Origin of the sequence: Sporosarcina sp. P32b, from assembly GCF_002743335.1 — a bacterium.
Classification (GTDB): domain Bacteria; phylum Bacillota; class Bacilli; order Bacillales_A; family Planococcaceae; genus Sporosarcina.
The window spans coordinates 58886-75137 of record NZ_PDZB01000011.1; the positions used below are offsets into that span (position 1 = coordinate 58886).

Annotated in this window: 21 protein-coding genes and 1 other RNA gene; 12 read left to right on the forward strand and 10 right to left on the reverse strand. The window is 37.8% G+C overall.

The window, feature by feature from the left end; genetic code table 11:
• Positions 1–21: 21 nt before the first annotated feature.
• On the reverse strand, positions 22–1644 hold the full coding sequence (locus CSV64_RS09410) for an ABC1 kinase family protein (protein ID WP_099634371.1): 1623 nt from the start codon (positions 1642–1644) through the stop codon (positions 22–24).
• Positions 1645–1674: 30 nt separating this feature from the next.
• Positions 1675–1866, reverse strand: coding sequence for a hypothetical protein (locus CSV64_RS09415; RefSeq protein ID WP_099634372.1), 192 nt, complete (start codon positions 1864–1866; stop codon positions 1675–1677).
• Between the two features lie 128 nt (positions 1867–1994).
• On the opposite strand from CSV64_RS09415, the gene CSV64_RS16655 reads away from it, so the two are divergent.
• Positions 1995–2141, forward strand: a complete 147-nt coding sequence (locus CSV64_RS16655) for a hypothetical protein (RefSeq protein WP_158233030.1) — start codon at positions 1995–1997, stop codon at positions 2139–2141.
• Between the two features lie 52 nt (positions 2142–2193).
• On the opposite strand, the gene CSV64_RS09420 is transcribed toward CSV64_RS16655, so the two are convergent.
• Together CSV64_RS09420 and CSV64_RS09425 are read right to left on the reverse strand one after the other, a co-directional pair.
• Positions 2194–2940, reverse strand: a complete 747-nt coding sequence (locus tag CSV64_RS09420) for an AAA family ATPase (protein ID WP_099634373.1) — start codon at positions 2938–2940, stop codon at positions 2194–2196.
• 49 nt (positions 2941–2989) lie between these two features.
• On the reverse strand, positions 2990–3781 hold the full coding sequence (locus CSV64_RS09425; RefSeq protein WP_099634374.1) for a class II aldolase/adducin family protein: 792 nt from the start codon (positions 3779–3781) through the stop codon (positions 2990–2992).
• A 193-nt stretch (positions 3782–3974) separates the two neighbouring features.
• Between CSV64_RS09425 and CSV64_RS09430 the strand changes: the two genes are divergently transcribed.
• The 3 genes from CSV64_RS09430 to CSV64_RS17085 all read left to right on the forward strand — a co-directional run bounded on the left by CSV64_RS09430 (position 3975) and on the right by CSV64_RS17085 (position 6500).
• Positions 3975–4796 carry a Cof-type HAD-IIB family hydrolase gene (locus CSV64_RS09430; protein WP_233190435.1) on the forward strand — a complete coding sequence of 274 codons (822 nt, stop codon included), beginning with the start codon at positions 3975–3977 and terminating at the stop codon, positions 4794–4796.
• Positions 4797–4941: 145 nt separating this feature from the next.
• Positions 4942–5478, forward strand: a complete 537-nt coding sequence (locus tag CSV64_RS09435) for an acyl-CoA thioesterase (protein ID WP_099634376.1) — start codon at positions 4942–4944, stop codon at positions 5476–5478.
• 227 nt (positions 5479–5705) lie between these two features.
• Positions 5706–6500, forward strand: coding sequence for an ASCH domain-containing protein (locus CSV64_RS17085; protein ID WP_099634377.1), 795 nt, complete (start codon positions 5706–5708; stop codon positions 6498–6500).
• Positions 6501–6642: 142 nt separating this feature from the next.
• Here CSV64_RS17085 and CSV64_RS09445 read toward each other — a convergent pair whose 3' ends face one another.
• Complete coding sequence (locus CSV64_RS09445; protein WP_099634378.1) at positions 6643–7344, reverse strand: YczE/YyaS/YitT family protein; 702 nt, start codon at positions 7342–7344, stop codon at positions 6643–6645.
• Between the two features lie 122 nt (positions 7345–7466).
• On the opposite strand from CSV64_RS09445, the gene CSV64_RS09450 reads away from it, so the two are divergent.
• Positions 7467–8396, forward strand: a complete 930-nt coding sequence (locus CSV64_RS09450) for a LysR family transcriptional regulator (RefSeq protein WP_099634379.1) — start codon at positions 7467–7469, stop codon at positions 8394–8396.
• Between the two features lie 114 nt (positions 8397–8510).
• Here the strand turns inward: CSV64_RS09450 and tatA are convergent, their stop codons facing one another.
• On the reverse strand, positions 8511–8726 hold the full coding sequence (gene tatA, locus CSV64_RS09455; protein WP_099634380.1) for a twin-arginine translocase TatA/TatE family subunit: 216 nt from the start codon (positions 8724–8726) through the stop codon (positions 8511–8513).
• A 182-nt stretch (positions 8727–8908) separates the two neighbouring features.
• On the opposite strand from tatA, the gene CSV64_RS09460 reads away from it, so the two are divergent.
• The 3 genes from CSV64_RS09460 to CSV64_RS09470 are packed head-to-tail and all read left to right on the forward strand — an operon-like array spanning position 8909 to position 12491.
• Positions 8909–10276 (forward strand): spore germination protein, encoded by a 1368-nt coding sequence (locus tag CSV64_RS09460; RefSeq protein ID WP_099634381.1) that lies wholly within the window; start codon positions 8909–8911, stop codon positions 10274–10276.
• A complete protein-coding gene (locus tag CSV64_RS09465; protein WP_099634382.1) occupies positions 10273–11370 on the forward strand; it encodes a GerAB/ArcD/ProY family transporter in 1098 nt (365 codons plus the stop codon). The genes CSV64_RS09460 and CSV64_RS09465 overlap by 4 nt, the downstream gene beginning before the upstream one ends.
• Positions 11367–12491: a Ger(x)C family spore germination protein gene (locus CSV64_RS09470; RefSeq protein ID WP_099634383.1), complete on the forward strand. Its 1125-nt coding sequence runs from the start codon at positions 11367–11369 to the stop codon at positions 12489–12491. Before CSV64_RS09465 ends, CSV64_RS09470 begins: the two co-directional genes overlap by 4 nt.
• 68 nt (positions 12492–12559) lie before the next feature.
• On the opposite strand, the gene CSV64_RS16660 is transcribed toward CSV64_RS09470, so the two are convergent.
• The 3 genes from CSV64_RS16660 to CSV64_RS09480 form a co-directional block, all read right to left on the reverse strand.
• Positions 12560–12724 (reverse strand): hypothetical protein, encoded by a 165-nt coding sequence (locus tag CSV64_RS16660; RefSeq protein ID WP_158233031.1) that lies wholly within the window; start codon positions 12722–12724, stop codon positions 12560–12562.
• A 130-nt stretch (positions 12725–12854) separates the two neighbouring features.
• The gene (locus CSV64_RS09475) at positions 12855–13352 is read right to left on the reverse strand and encodes a DUF3231 family protein (protein ID WP_099634384.1); all 498 of its coding nucleotides are present in this window, start codon (positions 13350–13352) and stop codon (positions 12855–12857) included.
• Between the two features lie 66 nt (positions 13353–13418).
• Positions 13419–13904, reverse strand: a complete 486-nt coding sequence (locus CSV64_RS09480) for an antibiotic biosynthesis monooxygenase family protein (protein WP_099634385.1) — start codon at positions 13902–13904, stop codon at positions 13419–13421.
• Between the two features lie 150 nt (positions 13905–14054).
• On the opposite strand from CSV64_RS09480, the gene CSV64_RS09485 reads away from it, so the two are divergent.
• Complete coding sequence (locus CSV64_RS09485; RefSeq protein ID WP_099634386.1) at positions 14055–14378, forward strand: four-helix bundle copper-binding protein; 324 nt, start codon at positions 14055–14057, stop codon at positions 14376–14378.
• Between the two features lie 139 nt (positions 14379–14517).
• Here the strand turns inward: CSV64_RS09485 and ssrS are convergent.
• Positions 14518–14711: non-coding RNA, 6S RNA (gene ssrS, locus CSV64_RS09490), on the reverse strand.
• 117 nt (positions 14712–14828) lie between these two features.
• Between ssrS and CSV64_RS09495 the strand changes: the two genes are divergently transcribed.
• The 3 genes from CSV64_RS09495 (at position 14829) to CSV64_RS09505 (ending at position 16209) form a co-directional block, all read left to right on the forward strand.
• The gene (locus CSV64_RS09495; protein ID WP_099634387.1) at positions 14829–15062 is read left to right on the forward strand and encodes a hypothetical protein; all 234 of its coding nucleotides are present in this window, start codon (positions 14829–14831) and stop codon (positions 15060–15062) included.
• A 228-nt stretch (positions 15063–15290) separates the two neighbouring features.
• Complete coding sequence (locus tag CSV64_RS09500) at positions 15291–15806, forward strand: type 1 glutamine amidotransferase domain-containing protein (protein ID WP_099634388.1); 516 nt, start codon at positions 15291–15293, stop codon at positions 15804–15806.
• 220 nt (positions 15807–16026) lie between these two features.
• Positions 16027–16209, forward strand: coding sequence for a hypothetical protein (locus CSV64_RS09505; RefSeq protein WP_099634389.1), 183 nt, complete (start codon positions 16027–16029; stop codon positions 16207–16209).
• The last annotated feature ends 43 nt before the right edge of the window (positions 16210–16252 follow it).

The window sequence follows — 16252 nt, forward strand, 5'->3', positions numbered from 1 at the left end:
GGCTACAGAGCCTCTGATTTTTTATTTTCCTAAGCGACGATATCTCCAAAATGAAATAAGCAGTATACTACCTGATGCAATTGCTAGTTCGGTATAGGAGTCTATCAAGCTGTAAGCAAGTGTTGCGAAAGATCCAACTGCGATAACTCCGGCGAATAGACGGTTTTGCATCTTCACTTGAAATGTACGTTGATCTATATCTCGTTGTTTTAGATACATATGAATCAATGAAGGTTGATCCAAGAATGAGGAGACTTTTGGCCCGAAACTACGAATTTGTCCAATGCCGTTTAATACGGTGCGTTGGAATTCTTTGTTATTCGTGAAGGGATTCTGATCTTTACTCTTTTTTTTGGCCCATTCAACTAAACGGGGACGGGTAATAGCGAGTAGATCTATTTCAGGATCTAGTATATACAGTACGCCAACAAAAACAGAGACTGCACGACCTAAAAATGCAAATTCTGCAGGCATTTGCACTGGTTGTGTTCGGACAATGACTTGCAGATCTTGTAGAAGGTTTTCTACAACCATACTATTCATATCATATAAATCATTTGATTCGTACGCTTTAACAACTTTCTCAATTGCGTTTGCCAATACTTTACGGTTTGCATTAGGTAGTAAAAAGTTCAAAGTTTCGAGGCCATCGATAACACGATCGTATTGTTTTAAAATAATACCTTCTGTAACGACAAACATCGCGTCCGCATCTTCTTTTGTAATATTTATTACCATACCGAAATCAATTAATACGAGTGTACCATCTGAGCGTATGAGAATATTGCCGCCATGGGGATCTGCGTGGAACTGACCACCTTCAAGGATTTGTTCTAAGAACAACCGAAAAAGCCGATTAGATAAATCTTTGCGATCGATATGATGCTTGTCAAGAAACGCAAGATCGGTTATTTTAGAACCTTCAATCCATTCCATTACTAGCACTTTTTGAGTCGTATATTCATCGTAATAGACGGGAAACTTTACACCTATCATATTAGGAAAGCGTTCGGAAAAACCCCGTCCGTTTCTCATCTCTTCGACAAAGTTCAATTCCGCTCCAATTACATCTGTCATTTCCTTATAAAGTAAATGTAAATCGATCTGTTTACTTAATGATGACCACTTTTTCGCAAGCCAAATCACAATTCGTACCGCTTTAAAATCAGCGCGCAAAATTCGTTCAATATCTGGACGCTGAATTTTTATAGCAACTTCTGATCCATTATGTAGTACTGCCTTGTATACTTCGCCAATTGAGGCAGATGCGACAGGCTTCGATGTAATATCTGATAAGTACTCACTATGAGGTTTTCCCCATTCATCATCTAGTAGTTGTAGTGCCTTTTCAGAAGGGACCGGTGTTACTTGATCAGTAAGTCCCTCTAACTCTTCAATGAATGATGCAGGCATGATATCAGCACGTGTAGAAAGGAACTGCCCAAGTTTAACGAGTAATCCACCTAATTCAAGAGCTGTCTTTTTATACACTTTTGCTTGATTCGTAACCAGCGAGTTCCATTTTTCAGTAACAGCGGGAGTGAAATTACCTCGATGACGTTTCTGGAATAATGTAATTTGAATAAAAAACACGACCGCCATCCTGACGATGCGTATAATACGATAACTAGCAGAACGCTTCATCGGCAGTCCTTCTTTCTGCATCAAACATATTTACTTTTTATTAGGTCTCATCTCTTTTAATCCAATTCTCATGGCGGCTACGGCGCAAGTAACATTTAATATGATTGCGATCACTAAAAATAACCATTTCAACTTTTCAGGTAAATCAAGAAAAATCGCTAAAAATAAAAATGTAAAGCCGATTGCAAGCATGGACAAATATAGAGCCAATTTCTTAGACACAAGTAGTCCACCTCTCCTAAGTTCTACCCTTATTGTAGCATGAAAAAACAAGTAAATTAAAATGTGTGTTTTTATTCCACAGTTCTGGGGAATCATATAATTACATTAATCAGATAGGAGTGTGGAAAATGACAAAGAGTTATGCAGATACACCTAAAGATGATAATGAAAAGAGTTCAGCAAAATTAGCTAACGATGCAGCGAAAAAAGCGGAAGAACAGGTAGAAGAAATTAAGAAAGATGCAAGGGAACAAGTGAAAAAAGAAACTAAGTAAAGCCAAAAAGCGATTATTTCCTTGGAAATAATCGCTTTTTCATCATAAATAATTATTTCAGCAAATAATGTAACATACGATCCTTATCATCAAAAAACTGCTTCATGATTTGGTAATGACTTGTTTCTTCTAATGTCGTTTCTTGCGCACCTTCATCTGAAAATTCTATGATTTTTGCGCCTGGATAGGATAATAGCAGAGGGGAGTGTGTGGCAATTATAAACTGTGACCCTTCACCAACTAAATCATGTACTCTGCTTAACATAGACAGTTGACGCATAGGTGATAAAGCTGCTTCCGGCTCATCTAGTAAGTAGATGCCATTCCCTCTTAACCGATGAATGAAAGTCGCCCAAAATGATTCGCCATGAGACTGTTTATGTAATGAAGTACCTCCGTAGCCATCTATAATCATTGGACTAGGACCTGGTTCACTATCCAACGCCTCAATAGTCGTTGCTAAATTATAGAAAGTTTCAGCGCGTAGAAAGAATCCATCGGTTGGTCGTATAACGCCTTTGATGAGTGTAATATATTTATCCAATACGGAATGAGAATCATAAGTAGAGAAGTTAAAGTTCAATGAACCGCCTTCTGGATTAAAACCACATGCAACAGCAATAGCCTCAAGTAATGTAGACTTTCCCGTACCATTCTCTCCGACAAAAAATGTCACATTCGGATGAAAGTTAAGCTCGGTCAACGTATTGATACTAGGCAAATGAAATGGATAGTCTTCAAATGAAGGAACTTGATCACGCTTCAAACGCATTCCACGTATGAATTGGTCTGAATACATAGGATACCTCTTTCCTCTATGGCTTTTAAAAGATTATTACGTAAAGAAATCAATCCAACAGGTCAGGTTCTTCGCTCATAATGTTTTCCCATAGCGGTTGGAAGTTTTCCCAACCATCAATATCTCTACCAACTTGTTTAGCAGTGCTCGCTGCATGCTCGGGAGGAATCGGACTTACAATGCCGGCAGCTTCCGCTAGTAATTGTACTTGGCAAGAACGTTCCAGCGTAATAAACCAAAATGCAGCAGCATCAACAGTTTGTCCAACCGTTAATGGACCGTGATTCTTTAGGAATATCGCTTTGTTATGTGCTAATGCGTTTGCAACTTTTACCCCTTCATCTTCCTCATACACGACACCAGAAAACTCATCCAGTACAGAGTGATCATTGTAAAACGCACAAGCATCTTGTGTTAACGGATCAATTAGTCTACCTGTCGATGCCCATGTTTTTCCGTATACTGGATGCAAGTGAACTGAAGCAATAACGTCGGGTCTGGCTTCGTGAATAGCAGAGTGAATAACTAGGGCAGATTTATGGAGTGAATATTTCCCCTCAACTACTTCACCATCCGGATTTACCAAGACGAGATCGGAGGCTTTGATCTTAGCGAAAGGTACGCCATAGGGATTAACCCACATATGATCTTTGAATTCTGGATCACGATATGTCGCGTGACCCGCCACGCCTTCTGTAAAACCGAAACGAGCAAACAGGCGAAACGCACCTGCTAATCGTTGTTTATTATGTTGACGCTCTTCATCAAGAGTCGAAAACATTGGATATTGTAAATAATCGGTTACGTTCTCTCCACGTACACGTTCTTCGCTGAAATTCATTAAATAACCCTCCATATATTCTTAATAAATAAATATTCTCTATAAAAAGAATAACTTGCCATTACGAAAATATCAAATACAGTCTGTTGTGTTTAGTGCTTGTATATTGACATTTTAAGCAACTTCACAGCATATGTGATTAGAAATTGATAGACTACTTGGTAGACATCGAGAAATGAAAGGGGTATGGAAATTGAATCAAGATAAAAAGATCGTGTTCTTTGATTTAGATGGAACATTAATGGACCATAACAAAATGATTTCAGAATCGACGAAACAATCCCTGACAGCATTGCGGGAAAAAGGCATATACTCTGTTATTTGTACTGGTAGAGCACCCCTTATGTTCAAGTGGTTGTTAGAAGAATTATCATTTGATTCCTATGTTTCCATGAATGGACAGCATGTGGTCTTAGAAGAAGAAGTAATTTACTCAAATCCCATGAAACTAGAAGTCATAAAGCAACTTACCGAGCTTGCACACAAAAATGGGCATGGATTGACATACTCCACATTTGAGTCGTTTGTGTCGAACGTCGATGCGCATCCACTCATACAAGAGGGGACCGCTCGTTTAAAAATACCTTATCCTCCTGTAGATCCGGAAGTATATTTACATTCTGACGTTAATCAAGTACAAATTTACTCGCCCGCTAAAGAAACGGAAAAGTATATGGAGTTATTCGAGGATTACTCCTTTATAAGATGGGATGATAACGCGGTGGATATGTTGCCTGAAGGGGCATCCAAGGCAGTTGGTATTCAAAAAATGCTTGACCATATGAATATTCCTATTGAAAACAGCTATGCATTTGGTGATGGTGCAAATGATAGGCAAATGATTGAGATGGTAGGTATCGGGATAGCGATGGACAATGCCATACCGGAATTAAAAGAAATAGCAGATTTCGTCACGGCATCTTGTTCAGAAGATGGTATTATGAAAGGCTTGATCCAGGTAGGTTTGCTGGAGGAAAAAGATATTCCCTTACTACATGGCAGTATTAAGCAGTGAGTCAAAAGGTGTGAATCAAATTTCATTCTTGACAGTTATGTGAACGAAGAGTATATTTAGTTGATATACAAAAAGGGAATATTTTAATTTTTCAAATTACTTACAGAGTAATTTGGTTCACATCTTGGAGGAGGCCATATTTACAATGAAACTAGAAAAGCAGTGTCGGGAATCAAGAGTCGTACGAACGAGCAGAGTATTTCCGAATGATGTCAACAATCATAATACATTGTTTGGCGGACGTTTAATGAGCGATATTGATCAAATTGCATCGATTTCAGCAGCTCGGCACAGCAGAGCAGATTGTGTTACGGCATCTATGGATTCTGTAGACTTTCTGTATCCAATCCGTCCTTCCGATTCAGTCTGCTTTGAGTCATATGTGACTTGGACTGGAAAATCTTCTATGGAGATTTTTGTAAAAGTTATTGCGGAGGATTTGGCAACTGGTAATTGTAAAATTGCAGCCACATCATTATTAACATTTGTTGCATTGGACGAAAATAAAAAGCCACTAACTGTTCCGCGTGTCATTCCTGAAACGGAAGAGGAAATATATTTACATGAAACTGCACCGCAACGCGCAGAAATTCGTATAATGCGTAAACAGCAAAGTAAAGACTTGGCTTCAGTACTAACGAATAACTATCCATGGCATGATCCAGTACAAGTGAATGCATAAAAGTACTCAGTCAACTTCGTTTGACTGAGTATTTTTATAAAAAGATGTATAAATCTCAATACTATGATCCATACTACTAATAGATAGGACGTTCTCTAATTCATTTTCTTGGAGGATACCTATCTTTTTATTGTTCAAAAATATATTTAACTATAGAAAAGGGCATAACGTAACGAAAAATAGTTAGTTAAAGCTATAATGAGAAGTATCATAAGGGAAGTTGGGAGATGGATTTATTTATGGTTAAAATGGTCACTGCCGAGGAATTATTCAGGAAGATAAAAGCTGAGCAAGCATTTGTAGTAGTAGATGTACGTGCTGAAGATAAATATAATCAATTCCATATCGAAGCTAACACGGTAGAAGATATAAACATGCCGAAAACAGAAATCTTTACATTAGAAGACGAAGTGGAGAAAGTGATACCGCAGTTACCTCAAAATAGAGAAATGATTATTACATGTACAACAGGGAACTCTGCAACTAAATGTGCAAACATCCTCTCTACTAAAGGTTACGATGTTACTGTATTGGAAGGTGGAATCACTGCGTGGAAAGAATATATTAGTAAAGAGTCTATTGAACGAATATGGAGCGAATTTAAGAATGTTCATCCTGATGCGCCTGAACATTACGAAGCTTGGTCTTTCGGAAATTCGAAACAAATGGCGGATGAACTTGCAGAGTTGGTAGTGGAGGGAACTAAAACGGCGACTTCATCTAACTATTTGCTCTATGAATTAGAAGATGAACTATTACCGATGGTAGGTCTTCACAATATCATTCTTGATGGTAATGGAATTGCGGTCGCAGTCGTGGAAAATGTTTCAGTAGAAGTAATGCCTTTTAATGAAGTGACGGAAGAACATGCATATAGGGAAGGTGAAGGAGATCGTTCGTTACCTTATTGGCAGGAAGTTCATAAAGAGTTTTTCGCAAATGAATTAAAGGAAGTTAAACAAGAATTTCATTATGAAATGCTGGTAGTTTGTGAAACCTTTAAATTGTTGTATAAAAACTAAGTTAGGCATGTGAAGTTATTGAGCCAACAGTAAGTATTCACAATGCCGTTTGAGTGCAAATTAAATTACTTCTATTGGTAGGAAAAGGAGATGTTGAGGCCGTATTGTTACGGCATTCAACATCTCCTTTTGTTTATAAAAATTATTGCTGAACAGGTTCAACGATCTCTTCACTTTCTATAATTACATCATCTTTACTTTTATACACCCAGCTCTGCAGTAGTGGCTGAAAGCGCGGTATAATCTTGCCAAGAATTTTACCGATAAAATATGCAGCTAGAATCGTACCGATCCCGATAGCTCCAAGTGATTGAATAAATACTAAGCAAACGATACCCGCAACTGCTACATTTATTAAATCACTCGAGATTTTTGCTTTACCAAACTTCATATTAAAACGATCGCTTACAACATACGTTAGTGCATCGTAAGGCATTAAAGGCAATTTTGCTGAGAAATAGGCTAATAATCCAGCTGATATAATATATAAACTGATCAATAAGAATAAATATCTGCCAACTAGTGTAGTAGGAGCAGGAAGTAACTGTACGATGGCTAATGTTAGGTCCATAAAAATACCAAAAAGAAAAACGATAGATAACTGAACAATGAATTCACGTATACCAATACGTTTTCTATTTAAAATAATCTGTACGAAAACAAATAAGATATTTGCAAGTATGGTCGTTATACCGATGGTTAATCCTGAGGTAAGGGAGATAGCATAAGCTAATGATGATACGGGGGAAACTCCAAGGTTTGCTTGTATAGAGAAACTAACACCTAAAGATAATAAAAATAATCCTATTACATATAGGGTGAGTCGTTTGGAAATGATATTCATACGATTGAAAAAACCTCTGCTTTCGTTAGTTAATACCATTCATTTTATCATGTAAAGAAAGATATAAATAATATATAATAGTTAAAGACGACATATGCCATTATATATAACGGAGTGTAACCATGGATATTAAACAGCTTTATTATTTTAAGGAAATTGTAGATCAAGAAAGCATTTCGAAAGCTGCGCTTATTTTGCATATAGCGCAGCCACCACTTAGTCAACAATTGAAAAGACTAGAGATGGAGCTTGGTACAACGTTGATTCATCGCTATCGACAAAAATGGGAGCTGACAGAAACGGGGCATATTCTGTATCAATATGCCAAGAAAACACTACTTAGCATGGAGGATGTTAAGAGGCAAATCGAAGAAATTGAGAAAGGTAGTGCAGGAACATTGCGAATTGGTGTATCTTCTGCCTGTTTGAATTTACTCGTCGACTATGTCAGTATATATCGTAAACAATTTCCAGATGTCAAAATTAGCATTGAAAAAGGAAACTCTGAAGAATTACTGAAGAAGCTGGATCATAAAGAAATTGAACTAGCGTTATTATTGCGAATGGAAAATAGTGCACACTGCGATGTGTTGGCTTTAAAAGAACAGGAATATGTGGTGGTGAGTCCGCGCAGCTGGGGAGATGTATTTTCATCCGAGCACGTTACATTTCAAGACCTTGCAGAGCATCCTTTTATTATGCTTGCTGCAATGGAAGGCCATTCGTATTATGAAAACATCCTAAAAGCTTTTCAAGAAGTACAAGCCACACCCAATATTGTAATGGAAAGCAAAGATCTGACAACGGTTATTGCGATGGTTAGCAAAGGTTTAGGATTTTCTATTATTCCACGGGTAGCTTATGCTGTGCCGATGGATCAATTAAAGATCTATGAATTGATGCAATTTGATTCTCGTGTAGAGCCGGTCATGATCAAGACAAAAGATGAACGAATTTCTAAAGCTACATCTCAGTTTTGGGAGTTAGTGGATTCTGTACATAAAGAGAGTAACCTATATGGTACGATTGAAGACCTAGACCCTTATAATTGAGTGTGTTTAAAATTCAGTGAGTATTTTTTCAAGTGGTTTATCTATGTAACCTCATCATAACGTATATACGTAAAAATCCAATCACATATGTGATTGGATTTTTTGTATAGATTTTTATTTCACTTGTTCTTTCGTTTCTACTTTTTGCACTTCTATTTTCTTAGGCTCATCATCATCGTCATCCATAATGTCTTTGGCAGATTTCTTGAATTCAGACAACGTCTTTCCTACTGCCGAACCAATTTCGGGTAATTTGCGAGGGCCGAACAAAATTAAAATAATCACTAAAATAATAATTAAGCCTGGTACTCCAATTGCGGCTAAGTTCATAGCGATTCCTCCTCTCATTGCTTGAAAATGTAGTCCTCTATATATCATAACCTATATTTGATCGCATAAAACACTATTTGAAGGTTTAAATGAAGAAGAGTAATTCATCCCTCTAATGATTAAATTCCCAATGATTGGACAAACTAACAAATAACTAGTTTGTTGGGAAAGAAGTGATGAATATGGATGAAGCAACACGTCATATAGAACCACCTGCATACTATACACGTTTGGCAACACGACTGGAACCAACCGCGGATATAGTGAAAAAAACCTTGAAAAGTAGAGGTCGAGTAGTGCACCTTTTGTATTTGAAAAGTGTAGTAGATATGATGCAACTACAAGAAATTGTGGTGAAACCTTTCTATGAAATGTCAGCCGAACAGAATTTTTCTGAGTATATTCAATCATTACCTTATGAAACCAAGATGCCAACAGGGGATGAAGAGATTCTTATAGAAATAACGAAGGGTAATGTCTTTGTCATGATCGACAAGCAAATCACGTTACTTGAGTTAAAGATAGTAGCGGCCAATGCGGTGCAAGAAGCCATTATGGAACCTACAATTCATGGACCCCAACTTGGACTCAGTGAGAGTATTGAGACAAATATTAATCTAATGCGGCAACGTTATCATAAGCCGTCTTTGGTTATTGAACCAATGCAATTGGAAGATGCTTCGAATCGTAATATTGCATTAATTTACGATGGGGAAAGAGTAAATCTTCAGCTTTTGAAAAAAATTAGAAAGCGTATTTTAACGTTGGATGTAGAGCTGGTTCAGGCAAGCGGAGACTTACAGTACTACTTGAACAATAAAAAGTACAGCTTGTTTCCAACTAGCCTTCTGACTGAGCGCCCAGATCGTATTCTTCATAATATGGCGGTTGGAAAAGTCATTATATTAGTAGATGGAAGCCCTCATGCAATTATTGCACCTACAACGTTCTTTGATTTTATGCTTTCGATGGAGGATGCGTATTACTCCTTTTGGGTAGTATCGTTAATACGATTTCTTCGTTATGCAGGATTGTTTACATGTATTATGCTGCCCTCTATATATGTTGGTGTTACTTCCTATACACCAGAAGTCCTCAGAACAGAGCTTGCTATGACGGTGGCAGCGAGCAGGATTGGGGTTCCGTATCCCTCGTTTATTGAAGTGTTTTTCATGTTGATCTTTATTGAACTGCTAACGGAAGCTAGCATGCGGTTGCCAAATAGTATCAGCGCTACGGCTACAACAGTTGGAGGGCTGATACTTGGAACTGCAGCAGTAGAGGCCGCATTGACATCAAACATCATGGTCATTGTCGTCTCCCTTGTAGCGATTTCCACCTTTGTTATCCCAATAAGTGAAATGAATTACGCTGTCCGGGTCTGCCGTTTTTTACTATTGTTATATACGACGGTATTTGGTCTAGCGGGTATGATTCTCGGAATGCTGGGTTTGTTGTTGTATTTGGTCAACAAAGACAGTTTTGGTGAGCCGTATTTACGGATGTTTTGGAAAAATAGACAGGAAGAATTGAAGGTGGATGATTCATGAGCCGCTTTGTTTATTTTTTACTAATATCTAATATGACTGCCAACCTCATTGCCGCCAGTCCAAGAATATTTTTCGCTAAAAGTGAAGAAGGAGCAATTGTCACGATGATCATTGCGTTATTTTTTGGCGTATTTATGAACTGGGCATTGATCACTTCATTCAAAGCGTTTCCAGGGAAGAGTTTACCGCAAATTTTATCTTTATATCTATCGAAATGGATTACGATTCCGGCATTATTTATCTTAGGAGTAATTTGGTATGTTTCGGGTCTTCAGACTCTGATTACATATATAGATATTCTTTTACGATTTTTAACACCTGAGATGTCAGTTTATTTAGTGATTGCGATGTTCATTCCAGTGATCACTTTTGGCGTGATCATGCAAAGTCGCAACATATTATTTACACTTGAATTGGTGTTTGTTTTGGCATTTCCTGCTGCTGCATATTATATAGTAAAACTTTACTTTGCTGAACAGGTGAGTTGGGATCATGTGGGAATTGCGATGACTTTTATAGATAACCCACCTGACTATACAGTATTTACTACTGCGATATATTTATTTGCAGGAGCTTTTGATATCATTATTTTCAATTCATTACTCAATAAAAAAATGACTTTTGGCATTAAACAGGCTCTAATTGTGTTTTTTTTGGGTGCTTTTGCACTTTTTACGACCTATTTCATTCCGATAGGTGTATTAGGATTTGATCAAGTGGAAAATATTATGTACCCATGGATTCTGACCAGTGATTCTATTCGAATGAAGTTTGGGGTAATTGAGCGTGTAATATTTATATTTTTGTTACTATTCTTAGCGATTGCCTTTTTAAATATAACAATTCATTGGCATGTTGCTTGTCAATTATTTCAGAGTGCCTTTGGTATAGAGCATATGAAAATGAAGTTACGTAAAAAAGCCAGTCTTATCACAGTAGTTATGGTATTTTGGTTAATCGCATTCTATACAACTTTAAAGATCACTGAGTATGATTTGTTTTTTTACAGTAAGTATTACTTTAATACGATACCAATTATATTCATTGGTCTTATGGTTCTTATGCTTGTAGTGAATAGGAGGGCGAAGTCTTGAAATTCCTCTCAGTGAGTAAATGGTTTATGGTGGTTTTATGCATGAGTGGTCTGTTGCTTCAATATGGCTGTGCGTTCAAAGATATAGATAAACGCCTATTTGTGTCTGCGATTGGGATTGATCCTGCCGAAAATGTGGAGAACGGATATAAAGTGACATTGAAAGTCGCTTTGCCGTTTGGCGCTATTAAAGATTCCCCTAAGCCTAGTTTTGCGTACCTGTCACGTGAAGGACATTCAATAGGCGAAGCGATTCGTATGCTGGAGACACATGTAGACAAGGTATTGGAACTAGGTCATATGAAAACAATTGTTGTTCATGAAAAGCTTCTTAGGGATGACATGCAATCGTTCATGGATTATTTTATACGACGCGGTGATATCGAATTAATCGCATATGTTGCAGGTGCTAGACCGTCTGCCGAGACGATTTTAAAAGTAGAGCCAGATACTGAAGCACCGGCATCGGTTTCTTTAATCAACTTTTTTGGAGCGACAGCGAATGATAGTCCATATGTCGTGACGACTTATTTATTTGAATTGCGCAGGGATATCCTCTCTGACGGTATTAATGCTGTTGTACCACTAATTGAGACAAATGAAAAAGGCGATGAACTAATAGTGAATAATTCTGTAGTAGTTGACGGAAGGGAGGACCCTGCTGTTCTATCTACCATTGAAACGAAGTACTTTAATTCATTATTGAAACATTCAACTGGATTTACCTATCTAGTCAAAGAAGGAAGTCTTGAGTTATTATTACAGATAAGCCAGAGTAAGATGACGTATAAATTTGTACCCAATAAAGGTAATACGGCACCGCATGCTATAGATATGCATATTTGGATGAAAGGAACGATAGGTGAAGCCAGTAAAGATTTATCTATTGCTAGATTAGATGAATATAACGAAGTAGCCTCAAAAGAAGTGAAACAAAAAGTTGTTCACTTTCTAACTAAAATGCAAGAGGAAAATCTGGATCCTTTTGGCTTTGGCTTACGTTACCGAACGACACGGTTGCATACAGAGGATGTGTTTACTTCGTGGCAAAAAGCATATCCTGATATAGAGTTTAAAGTTACTGTGGACGTAAAACTACAGGGAACTGGCACGATAGAATAATTAGTAGAAAAACGTCATCCATCACAGTATTGGATGACGTTTTTTATTAGTTTTTACGAAAGTTCTTTTTACTTTCTATGATTACGTCGCTCTTGGATTTCTAAGTTAGCGGGTTGCTGACGTTTCTGATCGAAAGTAAACTCCTCTCCAAACTCCATATTATCTAGACGATGCGGCTTATCAAGTTGTACAGGTTGTTCTTGCAGTTTTTTCTCAGGTTTCCGCTTTTTCATGGGAATCCACATCCTTCCTACCATTTAGATGAATTTCACTTACTTAGTTAGAATGAGTAAAAATGCAGAATCTATTCATACTAAGAAAAAACTTCGCCAGCGATATGCGCTTGACGAAGTTATATGACAATTAGTTTAAATGTAATGGTGGAGGGATGATCCAACCCTTTGATTTATTTAAGCTTAATAATTTGGCACCGAATGCTACTTTTTCCATATGGCATTTGGCAAACAGTGTCGCAACATCTTCGCGTAAACATTGACCCATAGCCATACTGCATGAAACTAATCCCTGACCTACGTTAATTGATATTGCACCACTGATTTCGGGATCCATAAAGCGTGCGCCAGCAGGAATTTCCTCGGCATTTGCTTTTGGTCTCTCTGGAAGGGCAGGAGGCGGTGTGATTCCATTGGCTTTCAATACTTTGCCAAAGTCTTTATTCTCAGCTTTCATAGTTTTGATTGCTTCTTCTAGCAGTTGAATCAGATCGTCGTCACCAGCATGATTAACAAAAGCTTCATATCCACTGATTAGTCCGTTATTCGCACCCATAAATGACCAAATGGCTGTAACTTCTCCGTAATGTAAAGGCTGATCTTTTGGATTACCATCTAAAATACCCACAAAAACACTCTCCTCATCATTGTTTTAACTTCATGAGTAGTCTTTGCAGATATCAACTATTTATACTTATTTTTTATATGTTGTCACAAATGAAGGTCCAGAGAATATATTAGGACGCTGATCGACACCTTCTTTTGTGCCACGCTTTGCATGGGCTTTTCCATAAGCTTGCGACTCTTGCCAGTTTTTGAAGGACTCTTCGTCTTCCCACATAGTTAAGATCACATATGTGCCGGAGTGTACAGGTCGCAATACACGGATTGCTACGAATCCTGGTTCTGCCTCTATAAGACGCGCACGATTATTAAAGCGCTGTTCAAACGTTTCTCTACCTTCTTCTGTTACAGGAATATTGTTTAATACTGCGAAACGACCAGATGGTAAATCTCCGCTTTGATCTAAAATATCGTATTCGACGGCATGGTCGAGAGTTGTCGTTTCCGCTTCTTGAAGCACGAGCACTTCTTCATCATTATTCATTAATGACGCACGTGCTTCTTCTGGTAAGTTACCTGCATCTTCTAGTGGACCTGTCCATTTAAATAGTTTCATTTCAGACACCTCATCTTTTTCTATTTTGTTAATTACTATATAGTATAACGGAGAAATGAAAATGCTTTCAATGAATAAGAAAACAGTGCTGTTGGTTTACTATCGGAAATAGGAGGGAAGAGTAAGAAAAATACATTTGGAGGAGATTGAATGAATCAAAAGTACGCAGATGTACTGAATGCATTAGAGGATTGTATAAAGGCGTGTAATCATTGTTTTGACGCATGTCTAAAAGAAGAAGACGTTCGTATGATGGCGGACTGCATTCGACTCGATCGAGAGTGTGCTGACATTTGTTCATATGCAATCCAGTCGATTACTCGACAAAGTCCATTTACAGAAAATGTCTTGCAACTATGTGCGGAAATTTGTGAGCAGTGTGCTGAAGAATGTGGAAAACACGATCATGATCACTGCAAACAGTGTGCTGAAGCATGTCGGAAATGTGCGGAAGCTTGTCGCAGCGTAGCTTAATTTCTTAAATGAAGATAAAGCATTTTTCATCTTTACGTAGGTGTTTTTTTGTTCGCAATAAGTTAGCTTCTCTTATTAAATGATTTCACATACAAAACAAAAAACCTTCCATAAAAGTATGGAAGGTTTTTCTCTGTTTATGTAAGCCGTGTTTGCCGTACTTAGTCATAGAAAGTTTTAAACCACCACTCCTCAAAGTGGGTGTTTGCGGAAAACGTTCCTGTATGTCTGAATTGCTAAAAGGAATCCAGCATGCCATTTCCGTTTCGTAATAAACTCCCTTTTACAGCTTAAAGGTTAAAACTTAATGTCATACGAACAATACAGCTTGTAGATTTATCTTACACCCGGAAAAGAGGAAATGCAAATGGAAAGTTCTTCTGTTTGTTGAAACTAAAACGTATGATAGAACGTATAGAAATGAAAAGACAAGACAAGGGGTGGTCATGTATGGAACCGCATGAAAACAACTCAGAAAAACAACAACTAGTTACAAGACAGGCAGAGGAAATCAGTACGTTGAATCAAGAAGTGGATGTACTTCGTAAAGAGGTAAAACAGCTTCGTGAAGATATTGAGCTGATTGATATATTTCAAAAGAAACCCATCGTTTCATCTGCTGTAATCGGACAAGTCGGTGGTATTATTATCGCTATACTAGTCATTATCGGAATATTCTTTTAGATGAATGACTCTGCACTGTTATTATAAAATTGGTGGGACTATAGTTTACCTCGATTGTGCTGAAAAGGCAGTGATTGCGCCATATATTATGTCTATTCAAAGCTTATTGCGATGCTTGGTTTCTGTAAAGCCTGTACTCTGAAGTAGAACTAAATCGTAGATGATGTTTAGACACTTTGTAATGTGGAATAGTATATACAGTACATCACATAAGGAGTGGTAAGCACTATGGCTAAAATAGCAACAGTACTTGGAGATATGTTTGAGGACTCAGAATATATGAAACCGGCTACAGCGTACAAAGAAGCTGGACATGAAGTAGAAGTGATTGGCGCGGAAGCGGGAACTGAAGTAACAGGGATGAAAGAAAATACAAAAGTGAAAATTGATAAAGCAATTGCTGACGCTAAATCATCGGATTATGATGCTTTGTTTATTCCGGGCGGATTTTCACCTGACATTTTGCGTGCAGATGATCGTTTCGTAAAATTTGTCAAAGAATTTATGGATGCAGAAAAACCTGTATTCGCAATTTGTCACGGCCCACAATTGCTCATCACAGCGAAAGCACTTGAAGGACGCGATGCCACAGGATACACGTCTATTCGTGTAGATATGGAATATGCAGGTGCAAAATACGCGGACAAAGAAGTAGTAGTTTGTCAGAACCAACTCGTAACAAGCCGCACACCTAATGATATTCCGGCATTTAATCGTGAATCACTTAAACTTCTAGAGAAATAATAATTGTTTCGACCGTCAAGGTGTAAAAGCCTTGGCGGTTTTTTTATGCCTTCTTAACATTAAAACGCCGCTTACAACATACGATAACAATACAATTTCACATTCGTTGAAAAAGATTCTCAATTGTACTTGAAAAAGGTTCTCAATGAGAGTATGCTAAAAGCAACGAATAAATCGGAGAGACGATCGCGTCTTACAATGGAAAGGTTGGGGATCTACTATGTATAAGATTGTTGCATGGGCGGTATTAGCAGGGATTGCATTAGGTACAGTAGCAGGATTTTCATTTGGAAGTAAAGAACTGGCAGGAATGCTCGCTGGAGTGGCGGCACTCGCATTTATAGCGGCACCTGCAGCGGTCGTCTATGCAAGCGAAAAGAAGAAATGGCAGCAAGCTCATTAATAGACGAAAAAGCATCCGAAATTTTGGATGCTTTTTTGTATGA

Coding starts and splice junctions, on each gene's coding strand:
- CSV64_RS09410 (WP_099634371.1), bottom strand. CDS start 1,644: ATGAAGCGTTCTGCTAGTTATCGTATTATACGCATCGTCAGGATGGCG.
- CSV64_RS16655 (WP_158233030.1), top strand. CDS start 1,995: ATGACAAAGAGTTATGCAGATACACCTAAAGATGATAATGAAAAGAGT.
- CSV64_RS09420 (WP_099634373.1), bottom strand. CDS start 2,940: ATGTATTCAGACCAATTCATACGTGGAATGCGTTTGAAGCGTGATCAA.
- CSV64_RS09425 (WP_099634374.1), bottom strand. CDS start 3,781: ATGAATTTCAGCGAAGAACGTGTACGTGGAGAGAACGTAACCGATTAT.
- CSV64_RS09435 (WP_099634376.1), top strand. CDS start 4,942: ATGAAACTAGAAAAGCAGTGTCGGGAATCAAGAGTCGTACGAACGAGC.
- CSV64_RS17085 (WP_099634377.1), top strand. CDS start 5,706: ATGGATTTATTTATGGTTAAAATGGTCACTGCCGAGGAATTATTCAGG.
- CSV64_RS09445 (WP_099634378.1), bottom strand. CDS start 7,344: ATGAATATCATTTCCAAACGACTCACCCTATATGTAATAGGATTATTT.
- CSV64_RS09450 (WP_099634379.1), top strand. CDS start 7,467: ATGGATATTAAACAGCTTTATTATTTTAAGGAAATTGTAGATCAAGAA.
- tatA (WP_099634380.1), bottom strand. CDS start 8,726: ATGAACTTAGCCGCAATTGGAGTACCAGGCTTAATTATTATTTTAGTG.
- CSV64_RS09460 (WP_099634381.1), top strand. CDS start 8,909: ATGGATGAAGCAACACGTCATATAGAACCACCTGCATACTATACACGT.
- CSV64_RS09465 (WP_099634382.1), top strand. CDS start 10,273: ATGAGCCGCTTTGTTTATTTTTTACTAATATCTAATATGACTGCCAAC.
- CSV64_RS16660 (WP_158233031.1), bottom strand. CDS start 12,724: ATGAAAAAGCGGAAACCTGAGAAAAAACTGCAAGAACAACCTGTACAA.
- CSV64_RS09480 (WP_099634385.1), bottom strand. CDS start 13,904: ATGAAACTATTTAAATGGACAGGTCCACTAGAAGATGCAGGTAACTTA.
- CSV64_RS09485 (WP_099634386.1), top strand. CDS start 14,055: ATGAATCAAAAGTACGCAGATGTACTGAATGCATTAGAGGATTGTATA.
- CSV64_RS09495 (WP_099634387.1), top strand. CDS start 14,829: ATGGAACCGCATGAAAACAACTCAGAAAAACAACAACTAGTTACAAGA.
- CSV64_RS09500 (WP_099634388.1), top strand. CDS start 15,291: ATGGCTAAAATAGCAACAGTACTTGGAGATATGTTTGAGGACTCAGAA.
- CSV64_RS09505 (WP_099634389.1), top strand. CDS start 16,027: ATGTATAAGATTGTTGCATGGGCGGTATTAGCAGGGATTGCATTAGGT.